A 23,143-nucleotide genomic window follows, 5' to 3' on the forward strand; every position below is an offset into this window, starting at 1 on the left:
TCTCGGCGCCCCGTTAACCACGCTGGCCGAACGCAGGCATTGTGGAGTGGGCAACCCGGCATGGATGCCGGGTTAGCCGCGCTGGGCCATGGATGGCCCTTCGCGGCGGGCCCACGGAGCAATGCCGGAGTGAGGGCACACCGAGCCTAAGCGAGGTGCCGAGTGGTGGGGCAGGAGCGCTTTGGTTACTTTCGCGCTTTTCGAAAGTGACCCGCTGTAAGAGCGGAACCATAAGTGGCCGTTACAAAAAAACGGATATACACACAGATCCTGATAGCGCTGTGTCAGCCGACATCCCTATCACTGACCCAGCGCTATCGCGAGCAAGCTCGCTCCCACAGGGGATCATCTCCCACCGGGAGGGCTTTATTGGTCTTCGAGCCCGCGTTGTTCAATGACACCAAACACATCGGTGACATCCTGAACCAGGATCCGGGCAACATTGGTGAGGGTGTTGAAATCGCTGGCGGCCGAATCGCGCAGGGTGGCGCAGGCCATGAGTGTCAGGTAGTCGAGGGTGGCGTGTAGGCGTTCGCTGGCGCAGGCGTGAAGCTCTGTTAGCGGGACGGTTTTGTCAATGAACAGCACAGGTTGGGTGGTGGCGATTGGAGTGAGAGGGGTGAAGCGGCTAAGTGATTGAGTCGTCGTCATAAGGTTTGGGCTCTATTAATAAAAATCGATCGCCACCCTCTTGCTGCGAAACAAATGGGTGGCAGTTGCGCGCGGGTTCGCAGACCGAGATAGAGACCAAACCCGGCAGACCCGAAGGTCTCCCGCACGCAACCGCCATAAAATGAACGCAGGCGAGTTTGCCTGAATTTTCATTTGACGGTGCAAAGTCTCTGTTCTGTCAGTGGGCTGCGAAACCCCTGCCTACTGACCAAAGCCAGCAGACAAGCCGAACTATAGAGGAGATTTTCGAAGCCAAAATCGACCTGTAGGACGTCCACAACCCCCTGTGGCGAGGGAGCTTGCTCCCGCTCGGGGGCGCAGCCGCCGTAAAGTCGGCACATGCGGTGGGTCTGACGAAAAGAGGGGCTGCTTCGCAGCCCAGCGGGAGCAAGCTCCCTCGCCACGGGGAGCAAAATCCTACGAGATTTTCGGAAGCACTTTTAAGTGTTGTGATCGATATCCAGCACGCTGAACTTCACTTTCCCGCCTTCACTGGTGTAGCCACTGTTGTCCTGCACGTACACCCCGGCCTTGAAGTACAACGGCTTGACCCGCCAAGTGGAGCTGATGGTGGTGTACCAGCTACGACCCGCCGCCGTAATGCCCAGGTCGCCGGTACGATCAAGGTGGATCCGGTAACTGAAGGACTGATTGAGTTTCACACCGGTGGCGACGGTGATGACCCGGCCTTCGTCGTCATCGGGGCGCATGCGCACCTTGGCGACAATGTCCCCCGTGCTGGTGGCATCCTTGTATTGGTATTCCAACTTCACCAAGGGTTTGCTGCTGTCCTTGGTATGGATCTGACCGATCACGATCTTGCCGCTGCTGGGTACCTGGTTGACGACCAGGTTCGCCCGCAATTGGTTGTCGGCATCGGGGTACAGCCAGTTGCGCAAGGTGCCGTCTTTATAGGTCTCTCGCAATTCGCTGCGCGGGTAGATCGCGTTTTCAGTCTTGGTGCCGGTCACCGGCGACCAGAAATACACCGTGCTGCCTTCGGAGTTGAAATATTTGTCCTGGAACCCATCCACCAGTCGAGGGGTTTCGATGGTTTTCGGCGGGCTGCCTTCGGGGATGCTCAGGTTCCAGGTTGCAAGATCGACCATGTTCGGATCCTTTCTGAGAAGAAGAAATGATTTACGCCACAGCCGGAGGCTCTAAGACGCGCTTTTGCTGAGGCCATAAGGGGGGCGCGGACGAGTTTTTGGCGCGGTCGTCCGGCGGAGGGTTGGCGTCAGCAGACCGTCAGAGTGGTGTTTTCCGGTTTTGTGCCCGAGATAAACAACCATTGGTCGGCTGCCTGGTTTTTTCTCGGAACCATTGCGCGATGGCAATTTGGCAGCTTTGCCAGGTACAGGGCAAAAAAAGCACCCTGAACCGGATGCCTTCTAAGGAGGGGCGCCGATAGCAGCGTTCCGTGCTGCTGTTGCGGCTGAGCAGATTTTCGATCAAAGCGTCGTGTGTTTGATTTCCAGCGCGCTGAACGTCACTTTGCCGCCTTCGGTGGTGTAGCCGGTGTTGTCCTGCACGTACACGCCCGCTTTGAAATACAGCGGTTTGACCTTCCAGGTAGGGTCGACAGTGGTTCTCCAGTTGTAGCCCGCCGCGCTGATGCCCAGTGCCCCCTTCGGGCTGAGGTGGATCATGTAGGTAAAGCTCTGGTTGAGCTTCACGCCGGTGGCGATGGTGATGACTTGACCGGCTTCGTCGTCGGGGCGCATGCGCACCTTGGCGACGATGTTGCCGGTGGAGCTATAGGTTTTGTACTGGTACTCCAGTTTCACCATCGGACTGGTGCTGTCTTTGGTGTGGATCTGACCGATCACGATCTTGCCGGCGCTGGGCACCTGGTTGACGCTGATGGCGGCACGCAGGGTGTTGTCCGCCGCTGGGTACAACCAGTTGCGCAGGGTGCCGTCGCTGTAGGTTTCCCGCAGTTCGCTGCGTGGGTAGATCGCGTTTGCAGTCTTGGTGCCGGTCACCGGCGCCCAGAAGAGCAGCGTGCCGGTGTCGGAGTGGAAATATTCATCCTTGAACCCTTGGGCCAGTCGAGGCGTTTCGATGGTGATGGCGGGGCTGCCTTCGGGAATGCTCAAGTTCCAGGTGTTGAGATCGATCATGGTCGGATCCTGCGTAACGGGCGTAAAAGTGCTGAGTACCAAAGCGGGAGGCTCTACTCCGAGCATTTGGAGTGTGTTGATCACGCAGGAAGGGTTTTTTTGAACAGCAATCCGGCGGATGTTTGACGTCAATTGTTCGTCAAACATGTCAGTTGCAGCATTTATGCCTGGATGAATAACCGTTAGTCGGTAGTTTCGGCTCGCACTGAACTATGGCGTATCGATAGTGTCTTGCTTGGCTGGCAGCGTTGCGTTGCTGCCCTGGCACCACGCAAAGCGCCTAGATGTGATCGATATCCAGCAGGCTGAACGTCACGGTCCCGCCTTCGGTGGGATAACCGGTGTTGTCCTGCACATACACGCCCGCCTTGAAGTACAGCGGCTTGTCGCTCCAGGTGGAGCTGATGGGGGGGCTCCACTGGTAACCCGCGCCATTGATGGTCAGGACGCCGGCGGGGCTGAGATGGATCAGGTAAGAGAAGGATTGATTCAGCTTGATGCCCGTGGCGATGGTAATGACCTGGCCTGCTTCGTCGTCCGGGCGCATGCGCACCTTGGCGACAATGTTGCCGGTGGAGCTGTAGGTTTTATATTGGTATTCCAGCTTCACCAGGGGGCTGGTGCTGTCCTTGGCATGGATCTGACCAATCACCACCTTGCCGGTGCTGGGCACCTGGCTGACGGCCAGGGTGGCAGCCAGCTTGTTGTCCGCGGCCGGGTACAGCCAATTGCGCAAGGTGCCGTTGCTGTAGGTTTCACGAAGTTCACTGCGCGGATAAATAGCATTGGTGGTCGTGGCGCCGGTTACCGGTGCCCAGAAAAAAACCGTGCCGGAATCGGAATGGAAATACTGGTCCTGGAATCCTTGCACGAGTTGAGAGGTTTCGATGGTGGCCGGAGGGCTGCCTTCGGGGATGCTCAGGTTCCAGGTTGAGAGATCGATCATGATGGGATCCTATGTCACTCGATGAAAAAGCCGCACACCACGAACCAAGGCTCTAGGCCGGTCTTTTCGGGCGTATGGGTAAGTGACGGAAGAAACTGCCTGGCAACTTTTCGGCGGGTGGTTGACGTCAATTGTCCGTCGAGGGTGTCATTGCAGTTTCTGTGCCCGAGGAGGGTGACCGTTAGTCGGCTATTTCGGGCTTTGTCTGGATGATGGCGCGTTGACACCTACTGCTTTTGACAATCCCGGTCTAGAGTGGGGGGACAGTATTTGTCCGCTTTGCTACGTAAAAACGGACGTGGCGCCCGATAAGAGAAGCAGCATGGAATGCGCGCAACCACCGCTCGGCGAAGACAGCTCTGTCCTTTTGATTGTTGATGACTACCCTGAAAACCTGCTCAGCATGCGAGCCTTGTTGCAGCGTCAGGATTGGCGAGTCATGACCGCGTCCTCGGGGGTCGAGGCGCTTAACCTGCTGCTCGAACACGATATCGACCTGGTTCTGCTGGATGTGCAGATGCCTGACATGGACGGTTTCGAAGTGGCGCGCCTGATGCGCGGCAGCCAGCGCACGCGGCTCACGCCGATCATTTTCCTGACGGCCAACGAGCAATCCCAGGATGCGGTGATCAAGGGCTACGCCAGTGGCGCCGTGGATTACCTGTTCAAACCCTTCGATCCGCAAATCCTCAAGCCCAAGGTCCAGGCGTTGCTCGAGCACCAGCGCAATCGCCGGGCCTTGCAGCGCCTGAGCCAGGATCTCGAAGCGGCCAGGGCCTTTAATGCCTCGGTGCTGGACAACGCCGCCGAAGGCATCCTGGTGGTGGATGAGAATGGCTGTATCCGCTTCGCCAACCCTTCTACCTGCCGCTTGCTCAATGCCACCGCCGAGCAATTGCAGGGCATGCCATTCCTGGACTTCCTGCAGAAACCGCACATTCCCGAGTGGCTCGATTCCGATATCCACAACGCCTATCGTCGCGGTGAAACCTGGCGATTGCATGACGCGGTCCTGCGCACGGCGCCCGGCCAGCAGGTGTCGGTGGCCTTGTCCTGTGCGCCGTTGCCGTCGGAGCAGAAGGCGATGGTGGTGACGCTCCAGGACATGTCCGTGGTTCGCCACTTGCACCAACAACTCGAATACCAGGCCGTCACGGACCCGCTGACCGGTTTGCTCAACCGTCGGGGGTTCTACCAGACCGCCGAAAACCTGTTGATGCGCAGCGAGCGCCAGGAAAGCAACTGGGTGTTGCTGTACCTGGACCTCGATGGTTTCAAGCGGGTCAATGACTCGCTGGGGCACGATGCCGGGGACCGGGTATTGCGCTGGGTGTCGGAACAGTTGAAGGCCTGCCTGCGCCCATTCGATATCCTGGCGCGCCTGGGCGGGGACGAGTTCACGGCGCTGCTGGACCTGGAGTTCCCCGAGCAGGCGGCCAAGATCGCCGAGAAACTTATCGAGCGCGTCGCCATCTGCCAGCAGATCGAAGGCATGGACGTGGCCCTTGGGGCCAGCATCGGCATCGCGACGTACCCCGACTGCGGCGCCAATCTCGATGGTTTGCTGCGGGCGTCCGACATCGCCATGTACGAAGCCAAGCGTGCCGGCCGCCAGCAATACCGTTTTTACGATCATGAAATGAACGGTCGAGCCCGTTCACGGCTGATGCTGGAAGAGAGCGTGCGCTCGGCCATCGAGAACCGCGATTTCAATATGGTCTACCAGCCGCAGGTGAGCATCGTCGACGGGCGGATCCGCGGGTTCGAAGCGCTGTTGCGCTGGCAGCACCCCAGCGTCGGTGATGTTCCGCCGGGCCTGTTCCTGCCCTTGCTGGAAGAGGCGCGGTTGATCAGTCGCCTGGGCAGCTGGATTTATCATCGCAGCGCCGCCCAGCGCAAAGTCTGGGAGCGCTTGTTCGCTGACGACCTGGTGTTGGGGGTAAGCCTGAGCAGTACCCAGTTCGGCATGCCCAACCTGGTGACCGAGTTGCGCCAGGTCCTGGAGCGTCATGCCTTGAAGCCCCGGCAACTGGAGGTCGAGGTGACCGAGGATGCGCTGATGCGCAACCCCGATGAAACCCAAAAGCAATTGCGACTGCTGCGTCACCTCGGGGTGCGGGTTGCATTGGATGACTTTGGTTCGGGGCCCTGTTCACTGGCGCATCTGCGCGACCTTGAGCTCGATACCCTCAAGCTCGATCGGCATTTGATCGCCCGCATACCAGGATCGCCCCGGGATGCCGCGTTGGCCGCCTCGGTGATCGACCTGTGTACGCAACTGGGCTTGCGGGTGATTGCCGAAGGGGTGGAAACCCGCGAGCAATATGAGTGGCTGCAGGCCCATGGCTGTGAGTACGTGCAGGGGTTCCTCGTGGCGCGGCCCTTGATGGCCGAAGACACCAATGCCTTCGCCACGCCGTTCGACTGGAGCGCGGTGCAGGCTTGAATTCGCTACACTGGCGGCCTCTTGTGACTGTGTTGCCCCTTGATGACCGCGCTCAAATACCTCCAGGCCTATCCCGCCGCCCTGCAAGCCCAAGTGCAGCAATTGATTGCCCAGGACCGACTGGGCGATTACCTGCAGCAGCGCTACCCGGGCCGACATCCGATCCAGAGCGACAAGGCCCTGTACGGTTATGCGCTGGACCTCAAGCAGCAATACCTGCGTAACGCGCCAGCCATCGACAAGGTGTTGTTCGACAATCGCCTGGACCTGACCCACCGCGCCCTCGGCCTGCATACCGCGGTGTCGCGGGTGCAGGGTGGCAAGCTCAAGGCCAAGAAAGAAATCCGCATCGCTGCGTTGTTCAAGGACGCGGCGCCCGAATTCCTGAACATGATCGTGGTGCACGAGCTGGCGCACTTCAAGGAGTCGGACCACAACAAGGCCTTCTACCAACTCTGCGAGCACATGCTGCCGGGGTATCACCAGTTGGAATTCGACCTGCGTGTGTACCTGACCTGGCGGGATCTGCAACCCCACAAGGAATGACCGAATGGATGTCAGCAAGACCAAGACCAGCTTCTACCGTCGCTTGTACGTGGCTTACCTGATCGACAGCGGTGTCGCCAGCAACGTCCCGGCCCTCACCGAAACCACCGGCATGCCCCGGCGCACCGCCCAGGACACCATTGCCGCGCTGGCTGACCTGGATATCGTTTGTGAGTTCGAGCAAGAGGACGGCGCACGCAACCATGCCGGGCGTTATCGGATTCGCGATTGGGGGGCGATCGATCGGGGGTGGATCGAGGGGAATTTGCCGCGGATCAAGGCGGTGCTGGAGTATCCGTAGGAGCTGTGTAGGAGCTGACGAGTGCAACGAGGCTGCGATCTTTTCCCAAGACAATTGAGCCTTGAGTGAAAGACCAAAGATCAAAAGATCGCAGCCTGCGGCAGCTCCTACGGCCGATGCATGCCAATGTGCGGAATCCCATCTTCCAGATATTCCACACCCACCACTTCAAACCCGTACCGCCCGTAATACCCCTGCAAATGCGCCTGGGCCGACAATGAGATCGACGTACCGGGCCAATATTTCTCGGCCTGCTTGAGGGCCTGTTCCATCAACGTGTGACCCAGCCCCTGGCCGCGTGCGTGGGGCGCGATGATCACGCGCCCGATCACCACGTCACTGTTTTGCGAGTGCGGGTCGAGCAGGCGCAGGTAGGCCACCAGGTGGTTGTCCTGCCAGGCCATCAAATGGCACGTGTCGCCTTCAAGGTCCAGGCCGTCAACATCCGGGTAGGCGCAGTTCTGCTCGACAACGAACACTTCGGCACGCAATTTGAGGATGGCATACAGCTGTTCCTTGCTCAGGTCACTGTGATGTTTACAGACCCACTCGATGTCCATTTTTTGAATTTCCTGAAGAATCTGATGCCGATATTAAGCGTGCTTGGCCCGGAAGTCTTTTTCTCGGTCGGCTGGAAAATCTGCGATAAAGGCCAAAACGCCATCATTCCTCTGTCGCGGCGTTGTCGTCTTTGTGTAATCTTCGTGACAGCGCTGCGCAGCGGTTCCAATGAGCTAATGTTAGAACCGGGTGTCTGAGGATGCCTGTTGAGTGTCGGCTAAAAACAAACCGGGCTTTGAACCCGTCAAGGACGTTTGGCATGCCGCGATTGCATCGAGCTCTTGCATTGATCGGGTTGCTGTTACTGAGCTATGAGGCCTGTGCGCAAAAGCTGCGTCTGGTCGCCGATGGCTGGCCGCCCTTTACCGATTCCACCTTGATCAATGGTGGCCTGGCGACCGATATCGTCAGCACGGCCCTGGCGCGGGCCGGCTATGCCACGGACTTCGAACAGGTGCCCTGGGCCCGGGCGATGCTGGGCATCGGCGAGGGCCGCTATGACGTGTTGGTCAACACCTGGTACAGCGAGGAGCGCACTCACATCGGCCAGTTCTCGGCCGAGTATCTGCTCAACCGTGTGCGTTTCATCAAGCGCAAGGGCGAAGAGATCCAGTTTGACAACCTGCAACAGCTGCGTGCCTATCCCATCGCCGTGGTTCGCGGCTACGCCTACTCCAAGGACTTCGACGAAGACCTGCAAATGCAGAAAGTCCCTGTGCATAACTTTGCGATGGCGGTGCGCATGCTGGCGGCCGATCGTGTGAAGTTGACCCTGGAAGACGAATACGTCGCCCGCTATTACCTGGCCCGCGAATCAGCCAAGGTGCGTAACGCCGTGGAGTTTTTGCCCAAGGCATTGAGTGAAAACAGCTTGCACATCCTGGTCAGCTTGAAGAACCCGGAGCATGAGCAGATCGTGGCGGGGTTTGACCGGGAGATCGCGGCGATGAAGGCGGATGGGAGTTATGCGCGGTTGCTCAAGCAACATGGAATGTGAGCTGTCTGGACTGGCCTCATCGCGAGCAAGCTCGCTCCCACATTGGACCTGCTGTAACCACAAAGTCTGTGTACACAAGAAACCCCCTGTGGGAGCGAGCTTGCTCGCGATGGCGATGGTGTAAACACCACAACCCTCAAGCCTCGCCAGTGTCCTTGATCAGATGTGCTGCCAAGGTCCGCAACGGACCGAGCTGACGGCAGATCAACCCCAGCTGTGTCTGCACCAAGCGCTGTCCTTCGTCAATTTCATCGGGCATCTGCTCAAGCTCATTGGCCAGGGCCTCCTCCTCGTCGCTTTGGAGCACAATCGGCGTTTTACTCGCCAGGCCCTGGGCGATCTCGTCGATGCTCGCCGCCAGCTTCACCCCCGCGCCATCGATCAGTTGCTCGCGTACCTGCGCCGGCAGTTCGGTGCCCCGGTGGGCGCCCAGGCCCGACAGGTAGCTGAGCAGGGTGTGGGACAACACCAGGAAGCGGAACCCCACATCGGCTTCCTTACGGAAATGCCCCGGCTCCATCAGCATGTTGGCCAGGGTGGTGGACAACGCGGCATCGGCGTTGTGGGCGTTGCGTCGGGCCAGGCGATAGGCCAGGTCGTCGCTTTTGCCGGCGGCGTACTGTTGCATGATCTGGCGCAGGTAGATGCTGTTGCAGGTCAGCGTATTGGCCAGCACTTTATTCAGCCGACGGCCCTGCCAGTCGGGCAGGAACAGGAAGACCGCCAGCCCGGCAATCAGGCTGCCGAGCAAGGTATCGAACAGCCGCGGCAACAGCAGCCCGTAGCCGTCGCCCACCTGGTTGAAGCAGAACAGCACCATGATGGTGATCGCCGCTGTCGCCAGGGTGTAGCGGGTCGTGCGGTTGGTAAAGAACACTACCCCGGCGGCAATGGCGAAGCTCGATTGCACCAGCGGATTGGGAAACAGATCGAACAGCGCCCAGGCCACCGTCAGGCCGATGGCGGTGCCGATGATCCGCTGGCCGAGCTTGCGCCGGGTGGCGCCGTAGTTGGGCTGGCACACGAACAGTGTGGTGAGGATGATCCAATAGCCCTGGGACGGGTGGATCAGGTGCACCATGGCGTAGCCCACGGCCAGGGCCAAGGGCAAGCGCAGGGCATGCCGGAACAGCAGCGAAGTGGGCGTGAGCTGGGTGCGCAAGCGCAGCCAGACATCCTTGAGGTTGCGCGGCGAGCGGTCGAGCAGGCTGCTGTCGGTGGCGTCGGCCAGGGTGTCGGGGTTGCTCGCGTCGCTGAGCAGGCGGTCCATGGTGGCAAGGTTCACCGACAGTGCCCGCAACGAACGCAGCAAGCCGCGCCAGGCCGGGTTGCTCTGGATGCGCAGGTGTTCGAGGGACGCGTGCAGGTCGTCGAGGGCCTCGGCAAAGGTGTGGTCGTAGACGAATGGCTGGCGCAGTTGGATCGACTCGGCCAGTGCCTGGCAGGCCTTGCCTTGCTGACGCAGCAGGCGCTGGCAGCGGAACAGCACATCGCTGTGGAAGAAGGCCTCGGCCAGGGCATTGTAGGGATAGTGAGAAGAGCTGGCGCGTTCGTGGATGTCCTGGGCCAGAAAGTACAGTTTCAGGTAGCGGCTGACTTTCGAGCCGGGGCGGCCATTGCCCACGCGGTGCAGGATGATTTCCTTGGCGCTGTTGAGCGCAGCGACCACCCGGCCATTTTGCTGGGCCAGTTCCAGGCGGCGGGCTTCGACGTCCAGTTGGCGGATCGGCTCCAGGAGCGACGATTTGAGTTTCAGGTAGCGCCCCAGCTCGCGAAACAGCCGCGCCAGGCTTTGTTGCACCGGTTGGTTGGAAAACAACGCCTGCCACAACACCGACAGCAAGCCGTACCACGCGGCACCGGCGACCAGCAGCAGGGGTTCATGCCAGAAATCGTTGACGGCGCCGCCGCGCTGGTCCACGCCGATCATGGTGTAGACCGACAGAATCAGCGTGGCCGAGGCGATGGCGCCATAGCGCTCACCCAGGGCGCCAAGCATGGTCAGGCCAAAGGCCGCCAGGGCCAGGGCGATGATGAACAGGACGGGGTAGGGGAACAATAATTCCACCGACAGCGCCGCGACGGTGAAACACACCAGGGTCACGGCCAACGCGTTGAGGCGGCCCTGCCAACTGTCGTCCGTCTCGGCCAGGGCGCTGGCGATGATGCCCAGGAACAAGGGAATCAGCAGCACCATTTCGTCCAGGTACCAGCACAGCCCCATGCTGCCGGTGAGGGCGATGAAGACCCGCACGCTATAACTGAACTTATCCAACGCCCAAAGGCGACGCAAAGACTGGCTAAACGAGTTCGCTGACATGAAGTGCACAGGCCTGACGGGCAATGACGCTAAATTGAGGCAGTAATGACGCCGACGCAATGGCGGCGATCACATTTGACAGCAAAAAGTGTTCCGGCATGCGAAGGACACGTCGCTACCCTGTGGCGAGGGAGCTTGCTCCCGCTGGCTGTAGGAGCTGTCGAGCGGAGCGAGGCTGCGATCTTTCCCCTGACGCTTGAATCCCAAGCGAAAGGTCAAAAGATCGCAGCCTTCGGCAGCTCCTACAGAGCGAGCGGGAGCAAGCTCCCTCGCCACAAAAGCAGGTACAACATGGGGCGGGGTCAGACGTACTGCGCCGCCGCATACCCCGACGCCCACGCCCACTGGAAGTTGAACCCGCCCAGGTGCCCGGTGACGTCGAGCACTTCGCCGATGAAATACAGGCCAGGGCTTTTCAGCGATTCCATGGTCTTGGACGAGACTTCCCGGGTATCGACGCCGCCCAGGGTGACTTCGGCGGTGCGGTAGCCTTCGGTGCCGGCGGGGACGACGTTCCAGCTCGCCAGTTTCTCGGCGATATCTGCCAGCTCCGCATGGGTGTACTGCTTCATGGGTTTGGAGACGAACCAGGTGTCGGCCAGCAGGTTGGCCATTTTCTTGGTGAACAACTCGCCCAGCAACGTCTTGAGCTCGCTATTGGGGCGTTCGGCCTGTTGCTGTTGCAGCCATTGCGGCACGTCGTGGTCGGGCAACAGGTTGATCTGCACCGTGTCCCCCGATTCCCAGAACGAGGAAATCTGCAGGATCGCCGGACCGCTCAGGCCGCGGTGGGTGAACAGGATGTTCTCGCGAAAGCTCTGCTCGTTGCAGCTCACCAGGCAATCGACCGAGGTGCCCGAGAGTTCGGTGCAGAGGGTCTTGAGCTGGTCGGTGATGGTGAACGGCACCAGGCCGGCGCGGGTCGGCAGCAGTTCATGGCCAAACTGTTTTGCCACCTGATAACCGAAGCCGGTCGCCCCCAGGGTTGGGATCGACAGCCCGCCCGTGGCGATCACCAGGGACTGGCAGGCGATGGCGCCGAGGGTGGTTTGCAGCAGGTAGCCGCCGTCGGCTTTTTCGATCTGCGTAATCGAGGTGTCCAGATGCAGGCTGACGCCGGCCTGGTCGCATTCATCCAAGAGCAGGCCGAGGATGTCGCTGGATTTGTTATCGCAGAACAACTGGCCGAGCTTTTTCTCGTGATAGGGCACGCCGTGCTTGGCCACCAGGGCAATGAAGTCCCATTGAGTGTAGCGGGCCAGGGCCGATTTGCAGAAGTGCGGGTTCTGCGAGAGGAAATTGCCTGGCTCGGTGTACATGTTGGTGAAATTGCAGCGCCCACCGCCCGACATGAGGATTTTCTTGCCGGCCTTGTTGGCGTGGTCCAGCAACATCACCTGCCGCCCGCGCGCGGCCGCAGTCAGCGCGCACATCAACCCCGCGGCGCCAGCGCCAATGATCACGACTTCGGTAGAGCGCAAAACGGTGTCCTCTCAGCTTTCCCACATAACTGAATGTGGGAGCGAGCTGTGTGGGAGCAAAGCTTGCTCGCGATCCAGGCGCTGCGGTCCTCAAGAGACCGCGGCGTTTTCATCGCGGGCAAGCCTTGCTCCCACACAGCTCGCTCCCACAGTTTGATCTCTGTTCGTCAGGCGCTCGGTTACAGGATCCGCACCCGCAACGAGCGGCCCTTGATCTTGCCATCGTTCAGACGTTGCAGGGCCTGTTTGGCGATGCCGCGTTCCACGGCCACGTAGGCCTGGAAATCGAAGATCGCGATTTTGCCGACCTGGGCGCCAGGGATGCCGGCCTCGCCGGTCAGGGCGCCGAGGATGTCACCGGGGCGGACCTTGTCCTTGCGCCCGGCACCGATGCACAGGGTGCTCATGGCCGGCAACAGCGGGCCGCCGCCTTGGGACTTGAGGTTGTCCAGTTGGTCCCAGCTCAGCGGCGACTTCTGCAGTTGCTCGATGGCTTGGGCACGGTGGGCTTCGGATGGCGCCACCAGGCTGATGGCGATGCCTTTCTCACCGGCGCGGCCAGTGCGGCCGACGCGGTGGATGTGGATTTCCGAGTCCCGGGCCAGTTCGACGTTGATCACCATGTCCAGGGCATCGATGTCCAGGCCGCGGGCCGCCACGTCGGTGGCGACCAGCACCGAGGTGCTGCGGTTGGCGAACATGGCCAGTACCTGGTCGCGGTCGCGCTGTTCCAGGTCGCCGTGCAGGCCGACGGCCGAAATGCCCTTGGACGTCAGGTGATCGACGGTTTCCTGGACCTGCTGCTTGGTGAAGCAGAACGCCACGCAGGAGGCTGGGCGGAAATGCGCGAGGACCTTGACCACTGCGTCCATGCGCTCCTCGGGGGAGATCTCGTAGAAGCGCTGCTCGATCTGCGCGTCGGAGTGGAACGCCTCGGCCTTCACTTGCTGCGGGTTACGCATGAACTTGGACGACAGTTGCTTGATGCCCACCGGGTAGGTGGCGGAGAACAGCAGCGTCTGGCGGCGTTCCGGGGTCTGCTGGATGATGTCTTCGATGGCGTCGTAGAAACCCATGTCGAGCATGCGGTCGGCTTCGTCGAGGATCAGCGTGTTGAGGCCATCCAGGACCAGCGAGCCCTTGCGCAGGTGCTGCTGGATGCGTCCAGGGGTGCCGACGATGATGTGGGCGCCGTGTTCCAGGGAGGCGATCTGCGGGCCGAAGGACACGCCGCCGCACAGGGTCAGGACCTTGATGTTGTCTTCGGCGCGGGCCAGGCGACGGATTTCCTTGGCGACCTGGTCGGCCAGCTCACGGGTCGGGCACATCACCAGCGCCTGGCAACCGAAGAAGCGTGGGTTGATCGGGTTCAGCAGGCCGATGCCGAAGGCGGCGGTCTTGCCGCTGCCGGTCTTGGCCTGGGCGATCAGGTCCATGCCCTTGAGGATCACCGGCAAGCTTTGCGCCTGGATCGGCGTCATCTGGGCATAACCGAGTGATTCGAGGTTAGCCAGCATGGCGGCGGACAGCGGCAAAGTATTAAAAGCGGTGGCAATGGTGGTCACGGGACTGGCCTGCAAAACAAAATGTCGCGCAGTGTAGCAGCCTCGTGCCACTTTCTTCGAAAGTTCTGGACGAGCTGTGGCGCAGTTCTGAAGTGGGCGAATTCCCTGTGGCGAGGGAGCTTGCTCCCGCTGGGGCGCGAAGCGACCCCAAACCGGCCAACACGGTGTACCTGAAAGTTCGCATCGCCTGGATTGCGACTGCTGCGCAGCCGAGCGGGAGCAAGCTCCCTCGCCACAAAAGCCCTGAGGCCTTAAAACCGCCCGAGTCCTATCTAGTGCTCGATATGCTCATCCGGCCGCTTGACCCGCCGCCCATCCTGCTTCGACAACTGGGAAAAAATCGTCGCCGCCAGCATCGCCATGATCCCCACCGTCACGAACGTCAGCTGGAACGCTCCCAGTACAGTCTCCACCCCATCGTTGCCCACCTGGGCGGTAAAGCCGCCGAGCAGGGCGCCGGCGCAGGCCACGCCGAGGCTCAGGGACAGCTGCGCCACCACCGACAGCAGGCTGTTGCCGCTGCTGGCGCTGGCGTCGTCCAGGTCGATCAGGGTCACGGTGTTCATCGCGGTGAATTGCAGCGAGTTGATCGCGCCCAGCACCGCCAGTTGCGCCAGCAGCAGCCAGTACGGCGTCTGTTCGCTGACCAGGCCCATGCTTGCCAGCATCAGGCCCAGGGCCAGGGTGTTGCCGGTCAGGACGATGCGATAGCCCAGGCGTTCGATCAGCGGCCGGGCCACGGACTTGGCGACCATGGCCGCCGCCGCCAGGGGCAGCATGCTCATCCCGGCCTGGGACGGTGAATAGCCCAGGGCGACTTGCAGCAGCAACGGCACCAGGAACGGCAGGGCGCCGCTGCCCAGGCGCGCGAACAGGTTGCCGAGAATGCCCACGGCGAAGGTGCGGGTCTTGAACAGTGACGGCGGGAACAGCGCGTTTTCGACGTGCCCGGCCCGCAGCCAATAGGCCGCCAGGCAGGCCATGCCGCCGAACAGCAACAACATCACGCGCAGGTGCGGCAGGTGCAGTTCACCCAGGCCTTCCATGGCGATGGTGATCAGCACCATCGCCGCGCCGAACAGCAGGAACCCCACCCCGTCGAACCGCGTGCGCTCGCTGCCCCGCAGGTCGGGGATGAACTTCCACACGGCATAACAGCCGATCACGCCCACCGGCAGGTTGATGATGAAGATCCAGTGCCAGGTCAGGTACTCGACCATCCAGCCACCCATGGTCGGCCCGATCAGCGGGCCGAGCAGGCCGGGGATGGTGATGAAGCCCATGATCCGCACCAGTTCCGAGCGCGGATACGCCCGCAGCACCACCAGCCTGCCCACCGGCAGCATCAGCGCACCGCCCAGGCCCTGGATGACCCGGGCGCCAATCAGCATGCTCAACGAACTGGACAAGGCACACAGCAACGAGCCGAAGCTGAACAGCAGGATCGCCCCGAAGAAAATCTTCTTGGTGCCGAAGCGGTCGGCGATCCAGCCCGAGGCCGGGATCAGCAACGCCACGGTGAGCATGTAGGCAATGATCACGCCCTGCATGCGCAGCGGGTTTTCCGCCAGATCACCGGCCATGGCGGGCAGGGCGGTGTTGAGGATGGTCCCGTCCAGGGACTGCATGAAGAAGGCAATCGCCACCACCCACGGAAGCCAGCGGGCGGTGACGGCGTCGAGCGGTGCGCGGTTGGGCATGGGACCTCTTGTATGAAAAGTGAACAATTACTTGTGGCGAGGGAGCTTGCTCCCGCTCGGCTGCGTTGTAGGAGCTGCCGAAGGCTGCGATCTTTTGATCTTTCGCTCCAGACTCAATCGACAGCGAAAAGATCGCAGCCTCGCTCCGCTCGTCAGCTCCTACAGACAGGGGATGAAGCCACCTTCCTGGTGTTACAGCGTCAAGGTCAACCGCTTGACCAGCGCCCCCGGCAACAACATCGAGGCCGTGGCCCGCTGGCTGTAGGTGCTGGCCGAGAGCAGCAGTTCCCGCTCTCGGGTCAGGCCTTCGAGTTGCGAGCCGAGCAGGCTGTAGACGCTGTCGTCAAAGCGCATGGTACTGACCGGCGCTACGATCTGGCCGTTCTCGACCCAGAACGTGGCGAAGCGGGTCATGCCGGTCAGGCGGGCGGCCGGTTGGTCCGAGTAGTTCAGGTACCAGAGGTTACTGATGTACAGCCCGGTGCCAAGTTCTTCGAGGATGTATTTGTGCTCCAGTTGCCCGCCCTGCATGTCCAGCGCCGTGGGGTATTCGTAGCTGCTGGCGCCGTTGGCGGCGAGGCCGTATTCGGCGGCGCTTCGGGAGTTGACCAACTGCGCATTGGCCGTGCCCTTGGCGATCAGCCCCAGGTCATCGCGGGGATAACCTTCGTCGGAAAACGCCGGGCTCAAGGAGCCGCTGACCTGTTCGCTCAGCCACACGTTGGGGCTCAGGCTTGCTTCGTTGGCGTAGAACTTCTGCAACGGGCTCTGCTTGCTGGCAATCGCCCGGGCCGAGAACCCGCCCCAACTGAGCATGCCCATGATCTCTTCCAGGGCGGCCGGTGCCAGGTAGGCACGGTATTCGCCAGGCGGCAACGTGCGCAACGGCAGGCCGAGAAACGCCAGTTGCTCGCGGGCCTGCTCGAAGCGCCGGGCAAACCCTTCGCTGCTCCACGCATGCCCGGCATAGCTGGCTTTCACTGCCTGGCCGTTTTCATGGAACAGGCTGAAATCGAAGTTGAAGCTGTTGGCCTGATGCCAGCCGAACGCTCCCGACGAACTGGCGAAACCCCGGCTGATGGGCCCGGCCGCATAGAACCCCACCAGGTCCAGGCCCTCGGCGGCGCGGGTGATTTCAGCCACGGCCTGCTCGGTGTCCGGCAGCGGATGGTCCTGCACGTTATGGCTTTGCCAATGGTCGGGATTGAGCAGCAGGTACGGATCGCAGGGCAGCAGCGGCAAGGTTTCGCGCAGCTGTTGCAGACCTTCGGACAGGCGTTGCAGGTCGGTCTCGGTATCGCCGGACAAGGTGATCTGCAAGTCGGCGTGGCGTCCGTCGTCGATCAATTTGAAACTGACATTGGCCTGCTGCACCTGCCCGGCCTGGCGCACCTTGGCGTGGTTGAAACGCACGAAGGCCGAGGACTCGGCGGCATAACCCAAGGTGAACTGTTCCTGCTCATGCAGCGCATCGCGCAGCCAGTCGACCAACACCTTGAATGCCTCGGCCTGATTATTGACGGTGCTCATATCAGGCATCCCCCCCAAACACATCAACGTTGCTGAACACACAGGCCGGCGACGCATGGCCGACGCGGATGACCTGGTTCGGTTCGCCCTTGCCGCAGTTCGGCGTGCCCAGGACCCGAGAGGTACTGGCATCGCCCACGGCGCGCAGGCTCTTCCAGAATTGCGCGGAAATACCCCGGTAGTTGGGGTTCTTCACCACGCCCTTGAGCTCGCCGTTCTCGATCAACTGGCCCCACTCGCAGCCGAACTGGAATTTGTTGCGGGCGTCGTCGATGGACCAGGAGCGGTTGGTGCGCATCAGCACGCCGTGCTCGGTGCCTTGGATCAGTTGTTCCAGGGACTGGTCGCCAGGTTCGATGTTCAGGTTCGCCATGCGGTCGATGGGCGGGCGATTCCAGCCGCAGGCGCGGCTGTTGGCGACACCGTCCAGGCCAGCACGGAACTGTGACAGTGCGCCGCCCAGTGGACGCAGCAACAGGCCTTCACGAATCAGGAACTGTTTGCTGGCGGCGCTGCCATCGTCGTCATGGCTGTAGCTCGCCAGTTCTTCGGGAATGTCCGGGTCGAAGGTCACGTTCAACAGGCTGGAGCCGTATTGCAGGTGGCCGAAATCGCTGGCCTTGACGAAGCTGGTGCCGGCGTAATTGCGCTCATCCCCGAGGATGCGGTCCAGTTCCAGCGGGTGACCGATGGATTCGTGGATCTGCAACATCATCTGGTCAGGCATCAGCAGCAGGTCACGGGGGCCTTGCGGGGTGTTCGGTGCCAGCAGCAATTGCAGGGCCTGGTCAGCGATTTTCCGCCCGGCACCGATCAAGCCGCTGCGGCTGATTACATCGAAGCTGCCTTGCTGGCCGAAATTTTCCCGGCCCAGGGTGCGGGTCTGGCTGTCGTTGCCGTCGAAGGCGGTGACTTCCAGGGCCGGGTAGATGAAGCGTTGGGCCTGGCGCAGTTCAGCGCCGGCACTGTTGAGGTAGATCTGCTCGACCTGGGTCAGGCCGATGCTGGCTTGCCAGTTCACCAGGCGCTCGTCCTGAGGCACTGCGGCTGACTCGTCGCCGAGCAATTGGTAGCAATCGCTCAGTGGCGGGAAGGCCTGGTCGAAATTCGGCGAGAAGTAATCGGCGCGGTCGCTGGACACCGCTTGCTCGCGCAGGTCCAACAGGGCGTGGGGCTTGAGCCCACGAGCATGTTGCTCGGCGCGTTCCAGTGCCGCTTGCAGGCCGGCCTGGGACAGGTCGTTGGTAGCGGCATACGCCTCGACCCCGTTGACCCGCACGGTGAGCATCGCCCCTTCATCACGGCCCAGGCTGGGCGGTTCGGCGACATTCTTGCGCACCGACAGGTGCTGGCCGGACTCGCGCACGTAACGCAGGGAAAAGAATTCAGCGCCCGTGCGCAAGGCAGCAAAACGCTGCTTGAGCTGGGGGTGGAAGTCGAACATGGAACCTCCTTGTCTGGAGTGGCGGTGCGGCGAGGTGCGGCGTGTTGACGCGGCGGCTCTAGAGTAGGCCTGGGGCGGGGAAGGGATCAAGGCAGATAGGAATTTGGGGGCGTCAGGGTGGACGCGATCGCGAGCAAGCTCGCTCCCACAGTGGAACTTTGGTGGTCACAAAATGTGTGTCCGCCGCCAATCCCTGTGGGAGCGAGCTTGCTCGCGATGGCGGTGTGGCAGTCAGCGAAGATGTTGAATGGTCTGACCCCTTCGCGAGCAGGCTCGCTCCCACAAGGGATCTTAGTGGTCACAAAATGTGTGTCCGCTGCAGATCCAAATGTGGGAGCGAGCCTGCTCGCGAAGGTCGCGCCGCGGTCCTGAGTCTTACTGGGCGCTAGGCCCCACTTCACGCATTGGCTTGCCGCGCACCGGCGCATCGCCGGCCACGAAGTACGGCGCGGTGCTGCGGGGCAGGGGCTTGCGGCCGCGGATCTTGTCGGCGATTTTCTCGGCGATCATGATCGTTGGCGCGTTCAGGTTGCCGGTGGTGATGATCGGCATGATCGAGGCATCCACCACGCGCAACCCTTGCATGCCATGCACGCGGCCTTCGCCATCCACTACCGCCATGTCGTCGGTGCCCATCTTGCACGAGCAGGACGGGTGGAACGCGGTTTCGGCGTGCTCGCGGATGAACTGGTCCAACTGCTCGTCCGTCTGCACCTCGATGCCCGGGCTGATCTCACGGCCACGGAACGGATCGAGCGCTGGCTGCTGCATGATCTCGCGGGTCAGGCGGATGCCATCGCGAAATTCCTGCCAGTCCTGCTCGGTCGCCATGTAGTTGAACAGGATGCTCGGGTACTGGCGTGGGTCCTTGGACTTGGCCTGGATCCGGCCGCGGCTTGGCGAGCGCATGGAACCCATGTGCGCCTGGAAACCGTGTTCCTTCACCCCGTTGCTGCCGTTGTAGTTAATCGCCACCGGCAGGAAGTGATACTGGATGTTCGGCCAATCGAATTCCGGACGGGTGCGGATGAAACCGCCGGCCTCGAACTGGTTGCTGGCGCCGATCCCGGTGCCGTTGAACAGCCACTCGGCACCGATGGCCGGCTGGTTGTACCAGAGCAGTGACGGGTACAGCGAAACCGGTTGGGTGCAGGCGTATTGCAGGTACAGCTCGAGGTGATCCTGCAGGTTTTCGCCGACGCCCGGCAGATCGTGAACCACCGGGATGTCGAGGCTTTCCAGCAATTTGGCGGGGCCGACACCGGAACGCTGGAGGATCTGCGGCGAGGCGATGGCGCCGGAGCACAGCAGCACTTCCTTGCGCGCCCGGGCTTCGACGCGCTCTTCGGCGGCGCCCACCAGGTAACGCACGCCGACCGCGCGTTTGCCTTCGAAGATGATCTTGTCGGTCAGGGCGTGGGTGACGATGGTCAGGGTCGAGCGCTTCTTGGCGATGTCCAGGTAACCGCGCGCGGTGCTGGCCCGACGGCCGTTGGGCGTGACGGTGCGGTCCATCGGGCCGAAACCTTCCTGCTGGTAGCCATTGAGGTCTTCTGTACGCGGGTAACCGGCCTGTACGCCGGCTTCGACCATGGCGTGGAACAGCGGGTTGTTGCCGGCCTTGGGCGTGGTCACGCTGACCGGGCCGTCGCCGCCGTGGTAGTCGTTCGGGCCGATGTCACGGGTTTCGGCTTTACGGAAATACGGCAGGCAATCGAGGTAGGCCCAGTCTTCCAGGCCCGGCAGCTTGGCCCAGTTGTCATAGTCCAGGGCGTTGCCGCGGATGTAGCACATGCCGTTGATCAGCGAAGAACCACCCAGGCCCTTGCCGCGACCGCATTCCATGCGGCGGCCATCCATGTGTGGCTCCGGGTCGGTCTCGTAGGCCCAGTTGTAGCGCCGGCCTTGCAGCGGGAATGCCAGGGCGGCGGGCATTTGTGTGCGGAAGTCCAGGCGATAGTCCGGGCCGCCGGCTTCGAGCAGCAGGACGGTGACGCCTTCGTCTTCGGTCAGGCGGGTGGCCAGGGTATTACCGGCCGAACCGGCGCCGATGATGATGTAATCGAATTCTTGGGACATGAAATGCACCCTCTTCTGGAATTGGGTTCAGGTCGCGGTCGTCGGGTGCCACATTCCCTGTGGCGAGGGAGCTTGCTCCCGCTCGACTGCGCAGCAGTCGCAAACAGGGCGACCGTGTTCTGTCTGAATGGTCTGGGACTTGAAGTTGGGGCCGCTTCGCAGCCCAGCGGGAGCAAGCTCCCTCGCCACAAAAGCCCCAACCTCAGGTTCGGTGCCAGATCAGAACACCGACGTGTAATCGCCCAACTCGACCTGTACCGATTTGATGCGTGTGAAGTTGTTCAGCGAGCTGATGCCGTTCTCCCGGCCCACGCCCGATTGCTTGTAGCCACCGACCGGCATTTCAGCCGCCGACTCACCCCAGGCGTTGATCCAGCAGATACCGGCTTCGAGCTGGTGGATCACGCGGTGGGCGCGGTTCAGGTCGCGGGTGACGACGCCAGCGGCCAGGCCGAAGTCGGTGTCGTTGGCGCGGCGGATCACTTCTTCTTCGGTGTCGTAGGTGAGGATGCTCATCACCGGGCCGAAGATTTCTTCACGCACGATGGTCATCTCGTCGGTGCAGTCGGTGAACACGGTCGGGGCGACGAACGCGCCCTTGGCCAATTCGCCGTCGGTCAGGCGACTGCCGCCGCACAGCAGGCGCGCGCCTTCGGCTTTGCCTTTCTCGATGTAGCCCAGCACGCTTTCCATGTGGGCGAAGCTCACCAGCGGGCCGAAGTTGGTGTTTTCGTCCTGAGGATTACCGATACGGATGCGCGCCACACGCTCGGCGATCTTGGCTTCGAAGGCGGCCTTGAGGTGGCTTGGCACGAACACGCGGGTGCCGTTGGTGCAGACCTGGCCGGAACTATAGAAGTTGGCCATCATCGCGGTGTCGGCGGCGCGATCCAGGTCGGCGTCGTCGAAGATGATCAGCGGCGACTTGCCGCCCAGTTCCATGGTCACGTCCTTGAGCGAAGAGCTCGAGGCGCTGGCCATGACTTTCTTGCCGGTGTCGGTGCCGCCGGTAAAGGAGATTTTCTCGATGCGTGGGTGCTCGGTCAGCCAGGTGCCGACTTCACGACCGCTGCCGGTCAGGACGTTGAACACACCCGCTGGAACGCCGGCCTCGGTGTAGATCTCGGCCAGTTTCAGGGTGGTCAGCGAGGTGACTTCGCTCGGCTTGAAGATCATCGCGTTACCGGCCGCCAGGGCCGGGGCGGATTTCCACAGGGCGATCTGGATCGGGTAGTTCCAGGCGCCGATGCCGGCCACTACGCCCAGGGGCTCGCGACGGGTGTAGACGAATGAAGTGGTGCGCAGCGGAACCTGCTCGCCTTCGATGGCAGGCACCAGGCCGGCGTAGTATTCCAGCACGTCGGCGCCGGTGACGATGTCGACGTAGCGGGTTTCGGAGTAGGCCTTGCCGGTGTCCAGGGTTTCCAGGGCAGCCAGTTCATCGTTGCGCTCGCGCAGGATGTCCACGGCGCGACGCAGGATGCGCGAACGCTGCATGGCGGTCATGGCAGCCCAGACCTTCTGGCCCTTTTCGGCACTGACCACGGCGCGCTCGACGTCCTCGAACGTCGCACGCTGCACTTGGGCAAGGACTTCACCGTTGGCAGGGTTGATGGCTTCGAAAGTGGCGTCGCCGCTGGCATCGCTGTACGCGCCATCGATGTAGAGTTTTTGCAGTTCGAAACGGGCCATAAAGTCCTCGCAAGTGCATAAGTGGTTGGCTGACCACCGGAGCGTGTCGTTTATAGCTGACTACGCGGTTCGGCGGCGGTTCAGGAGTCGAGCGGTTCTGTGTGCTCTGGTGCCCCTGCCTTGGCCAGTTGGAAATCCATGTATTCGTACGCGATCTGGTGCGCCTGGGCGGTATCGAACGCGTCTCCCGACAGCGCTCCGCGCAGCCACAAACCGTCAATCAACGCGGCCAGGCCCCTTGCTGCGCTGCGCGCCTGATCAACGGGCAACACGCGGCGGAACTGGCTACACAGGTTGGAATACAGACGGTGATCGTTGATCCGCTGCAACCTGTGCAAAGACGGGTGGTGCATGCTGGTGGCCCAGAAGGCCAGCCAGGTTTTCATTGCCGGGCCATTGACCTGGCTGGCGTCGAAGTTGCCTTCGATGATCACCTTGAGGTGAGCCCGGGGGCTTGTGTCCTCCAGTGCCTGGCGGCGCGCGGTGACGTTCTCGCTCAGGACAGTCATCAGGTACTGGGCCGTGGCCGCGATCAGGCCATTCTTGTCCTGAAAGTAGTGACTGATGATGCCGTTGGAGACACCGGCCAAACGGGCGATCAGCGCAATGCTGGCGTCCCCCATGCCGACTTGATCGACCGCTTGCAACGTGGCTTCGATCAGTTGTTGGCGGCGGATGGGTTGCATACCGACCTTGGGCATCTAGCACATCTCCTTAGGCCATCCGGCGCACGAATGTCG

At 61.7% G+C, this 23,143-nt stretch carries 18 protein-coding genes; 4 read left to right on the top strand and 14 right to left on the bottom strand.

The window, feature by feature from the left end; translation table 11 throughout:
• Positions 1–366: 366 nt before the first annotated feature.
• The 4 genes from AB4Z20_RS25685 to AB4Z20_RS25700 form a co-directional block, all read right to left on the bottom strand.
• Positions 367–651: a fructose-bisphosphate aldolase gene (locus AB4Z20_RS25685; protein WP_258689592.1), complete on the bottom strand. Its 285-nt coding sequence runs from the start codon at positions 649–651 to the stop codon at positions 367–369.
• Between the two features lie 461 nt (positions 652–1,112).
• Positions 1,113–1,781 (bottom strand): polysaccharide lyase family 7 protein, encoded by a 669-nt coding sequence (locus tag AB4Z20_RS25690; RefSeq protein WP_253470107.1) that lies wholly within the window; start codon positions 1,779–1,781, stop codon positions 1,113–1,115.
• 342 nt (positions 1,782–2,123) lie between these two features.
• Positions 2,124–2,795 (bottom strand): polysaccharide lyase family 7 protein, encoded by a 672-nt coding sequence (locus AB4Z20_RS25695; protein WP_442090913.1) that lies wholly within the window; start codon positions 2,793–2,795, stop codon positions 2,124–2,126.
• A gap of 280 nt (positions 2,796–3,075) precedes the next feature.
• Positions 3,076–3,741 (bottom strand): polysaccharide lyase family 7 protein, encoded by a 666-nt coding sequence (locus AB4Z20_RS25700; RefSeq protein ID WP_442090915.1) that lies wholly within the window; start codon positions 3,739–3,741, stop codon positions 3,076–3,078.
• A gap of 322 nt (positions 3,742–4,063) precedes the next feature.
• Between AB4Z20_RS25700 and AB4Z20_RS25705 the strand changes: the two genes are divergently transcribed.
• Genes AB4Z20_RS25705 through AB4Z20_RS25715 form a run of 3 tightly spaced genes read left to right on the top strand, consistent with a single transcriptional unit; the run spans position 4,064 to position 7,034 of the window.
• Entirely contained in the window at positions 4,064–6,187 is a 2,124-nt protein-coding gene (locus AB4Z20_RS25705; protein WP_253470101.1) for a putative bifunctional diguanylate cyclase/phosphodiesterase, read from the top strand.
• A 42-nt stretch (positions 6,188–6,229) separates the two neighbouring features.
• Entirely contained in the window at positions 6,230–6,733 is a 504-nt protein-coding gene (locus tag AB4Z20_RS25710; protein WP_014340617.1) for a M48 metallopeptidase family protein, read from the top strand.
• 4 nt (positions 6,734–6,737) lie between these two features.
• Entirely contained in the window at positions 6,738–7,034 is a 297-nt protein-coding gene (locus AB4Z20_RS25715) for a winged helix-turn-helix domain-containing protein (protein WP_223472166.1), read from the top strand.
• 107 nt (positions 7,035–7,141) lie between these two features.
• Here the strand turns inward: AB4Z20_RS25715 and AB4Z20_RS25720 are convergent, their stop codons facing one another.
• Positions 7,142–7,594: a GNAT family N-acetyltransferase gene (locus tag AB4Z20_RS25720; RefSeq protein WP_253470097.1), complete on the bottom strand. Its 453-nt coding sequence runs from the start codon at positions 7,592–7,594 to the stop codon at positions 7,142–7,144.
• Between the two features lie 260 nt (positions 7,595–7,854).
• Between AB4Z20_RS25720 and AB4Z20_RS25725 the strand changes: the two genes are divergently transcribed.
• The gene (locus AB4Z20_RS25725; protein ID WP_442090918.1) at positions 7,855–8,592 is read left to right on the top strand and encodes a substrate-binding periplasmic protein; all 738 of its coding nucleotides are present in this window, start codon (positions 7,855–7,857) and stop codon (positions 8,590–8,592) included.
• 136 nt (positions 8,593–8,728) lie between these two features.
• Here AB4Z20_RS25725 and yccS read toward each other — a convergent pair whose 3' ends face one another.
• The 9 genes from yccS to betI all read right to left on the bottom strand — a co-directional run bounded on the left by yccS (position 8,729) and on the right by betI (position 23,104).
• Positions 8,729–10,912 carry a YccS family putative transporter gene (gene yccS, locus AB4Z20_RS25730; protein ID WP_253470092.1) on the bottom strand — a complete coding sequence of 728 codons (2,184 nt, stop codon included), beginning with the start codon at positions 10,910–10,912 and terminating at the stop codon, positions 8,729–8,731.
• 302 nt (positions 10,913–11,214) lie between these two features.
• Entirely contained in the window at positions 11,215–12,393 is a 1,179-nt protein-coding gene (locus tag AB4Z20_RS25735) for an NAD(P)/FAD-dependent oxidoreductase (RefSeq protein ID WP_253470088.1), read from the bottom strand.
• 179 nt (positions 12,394–12,572) lie between these two features.
• Positions 12,573–13,910 carry an ATP-dependent RNA helicase DbpA gene (gene dbpA, locus AB4Z20_RS25740; RefSeq protein ID WP_232199893.1) on the bottom strand — a complete coding sequence of 446 codons (1,338 nt, stop codon included), beginning with the start codon at positions 13,908–13,910 and terminating at the stop codon, positions 12,573–12,575.
• Between the two features lie 320 nt (positions 13,911–14,230).
• Positions 14,231–15,658 (bottom strand): multidrug transporter subunit MdtD, encoded by a 1,428-nt coding sequence (mdtD, locus tag AB4Z20_RS25745; protein WP_253470082.1) that lies wholly within the window; start codon positions 15,656–15,658, stop codon positions 14,231–14,233.
• Between the two features lie 192 nt (positions 15,659–15,850).
• Complete coding sequence (locus AB4Z20_RS25750; RefSeq protein ID WP_320389563.1) at positions 15,851–17,188, bottom strand: TldD/PmbA family protein; 1,338 nt, start codon at positions 17,186–17,188, stop codon at positions 15,851–15,853.
• Between the two features lies 1 nt (position 17,189).
• On the bottom strand, positions 17,190–18,632 hold the full coding sequence (locus tag AB4Z20_RS25755) for a TldD/PmbA family protein (RefSeq protein ID WP_053182646.1): 1,443 nt from the start codon (positions 18,630–18,632) through the stop codon (positions 17,190–17,192).
• Between the two features lie 375 nt (positions 18,633–19,007).
• Positions 19,008–20,711, bottom strand: a complete 1,704-nt coding sequence (gene betA, locus AB4Z20_RS25760) for a choline dehydrogenase (protein ID WP_214509928.1) — start codon at positions 20,709–20,711, stop codon at positions 19,008–19,010.
• A gap of 219 nt (positions 20,712–20,930) precedes the next feature.
• Positions 20,931–22,403: a betaine-aldehyde dehydrogenase gene (betB, locus tag AB4Z20_RS25765; protein ID WP_024619087.1), complete on the bottom strand. Its 1,473-nt coding sequence runs from the start codon at positions 22,401–22,403 to the stop codon at positions 20,931–20,933.
• A gap of 80 nt (positions 22,404–22,483) precedes the next feature.
• Entirely contained in the window at positions 22,484–23,104 is a 621-nt protein-coding gene (betI, locus tag AB4Z20_RS25770; RefSeq protein WP_003206359.1) for a transcriptional regulator BetI, read from the bottom strand.
• Between the last annotated feature and the right edge of the window lie 39 nt (positions 23,105–23,143).

This window comes from Pseudomonas sp. KB_12 (assembly GCF_052114545.1).
Lineage (GTDB): Bacteria > Pseudomonadota > Gammaproteobacteria > Pseudomonadales > Pseudomonadaceae > Aquipseudomonas > Aquipseudomonas brassicacearum.

Bases quoted from the DNA above. Each gene is read 5' to 3' on its own strand.
- AB4Z20_RS25685 (WP_258689592.1), bottom strand. From the start codon at position 651: ATGACGACGACTCAATCACTTAGCCGCTTCACCCCTCTCACTCCAATC.
- AB4Z20_RS25690 (WP_253470107.1), bottom strand. From the start codon at position 1,781: ATGGTCGATCTTGCAACCTGGAACCTGAGCATCCCCGAAGGCAGCCCG.
- AB4Z20_RS25695 (WP_442090913.1), bottom strand. From the start codon at position 2,795: ATGATCGATCTCAACACCTGGAACTTGAGCATTCCCGAAGGCAGCCCC.
- AB4Z20_RS25700 (WP_442090915.1), bottom strand. From the start codon at position 3,741: ATGATCGATCTCTCAACCTGGAACCTGAGCATCCCCGAAGGCAGCCCT.
- AB4Z20_RS25705 (WP_253470101.1), top strand. From the start codon at position 4,064: ATGGAATGCGCGCAACCACCGCTCGGCGAAGACAGCTCTGTCCTTTTG.
- AB4Z20_RS25710 (WP_014340617.1), top strand. From the start codon at position 6,230: ATGACCGCGCTCAAATACCTCCAGGCCTATCCCGCCGCCCTGCAAGCC.
- AB4Z20_RS25715 (WP_223472166.1), top strand. From the start codon at position 6,738: ATGGATGTCAGCAAGACCAAGACCAGCTTCTACCGTCGCTTGTACGTG.
- AB4Z20_RS25720 (WP_253470097.1), bottom strand. From the start codon at position 7,594: ATGGACATCGAGTGGGTCTGTAAACATCACAGTGACCTGAGCAAGGAA.
- AB4Z20_RS25725 (WP_442090918.1), top strand. From the start codon at position 7,855: ATGCCGCGATTGCATCGAGCTCTTGCATTGATCGGGTTGCTGTTACTG.
- yccS (WP_253470092.1), bottom strand. From the start codon at position 10,912: ATGTCAGCGAACTCGTTTAGCCAGTCTTTGCGTCGCCTTTGGGCGTTG.
- dbpA (WP_232199893.1), bottom strand. From the start codon at position 13,910: ATGCTGGCTAACCTCGAATCACTCGGTTATGCCCAGATGACGCCGATC.
- mdtD (WP_253470082.1), bottom strand. From the start codon at position 15,658: ATGCCCAACCGCGCACCGCTCGACGCCGTCACCGCCCGCTGGCTTCCG.
- AB4Z20_RS25750 (WP_320389563.1), bottom strand. From the start codon at position 17,188: ATGAGCACCGTCAATAATCAGGCCGAGGCATTCAAGGTGTTGGTCGAC.
- AB4Z20_RS25755 (WP_053182646.1), bottom strand. From the start codon at position 18,632: ATGTTCGACTTCCACCCCCAGCTCAAGCAGCGTTTTGCTGCCTTGCGC.
- betA (WP_214509928.1), bottom strand. From the start codon at position 20,711: ATGTCCCAAGAATTCGATTACATCATCATCGGCGCCGGTTCGGCCGGT.
- betB (WP_024619087.1), bottom strand. From the start codon at position 22,403: ATGGCCCGTTTCGAACTGCAAAAACTCTACATCGATGGCGCGTACAGC.
- betI (WP_003206359.1), bottom strand. From the start codon at position 23,104: ATGCCCAAGGTCGGTATGCAACCCATCCGCCGCCAACAACTGATCGAA.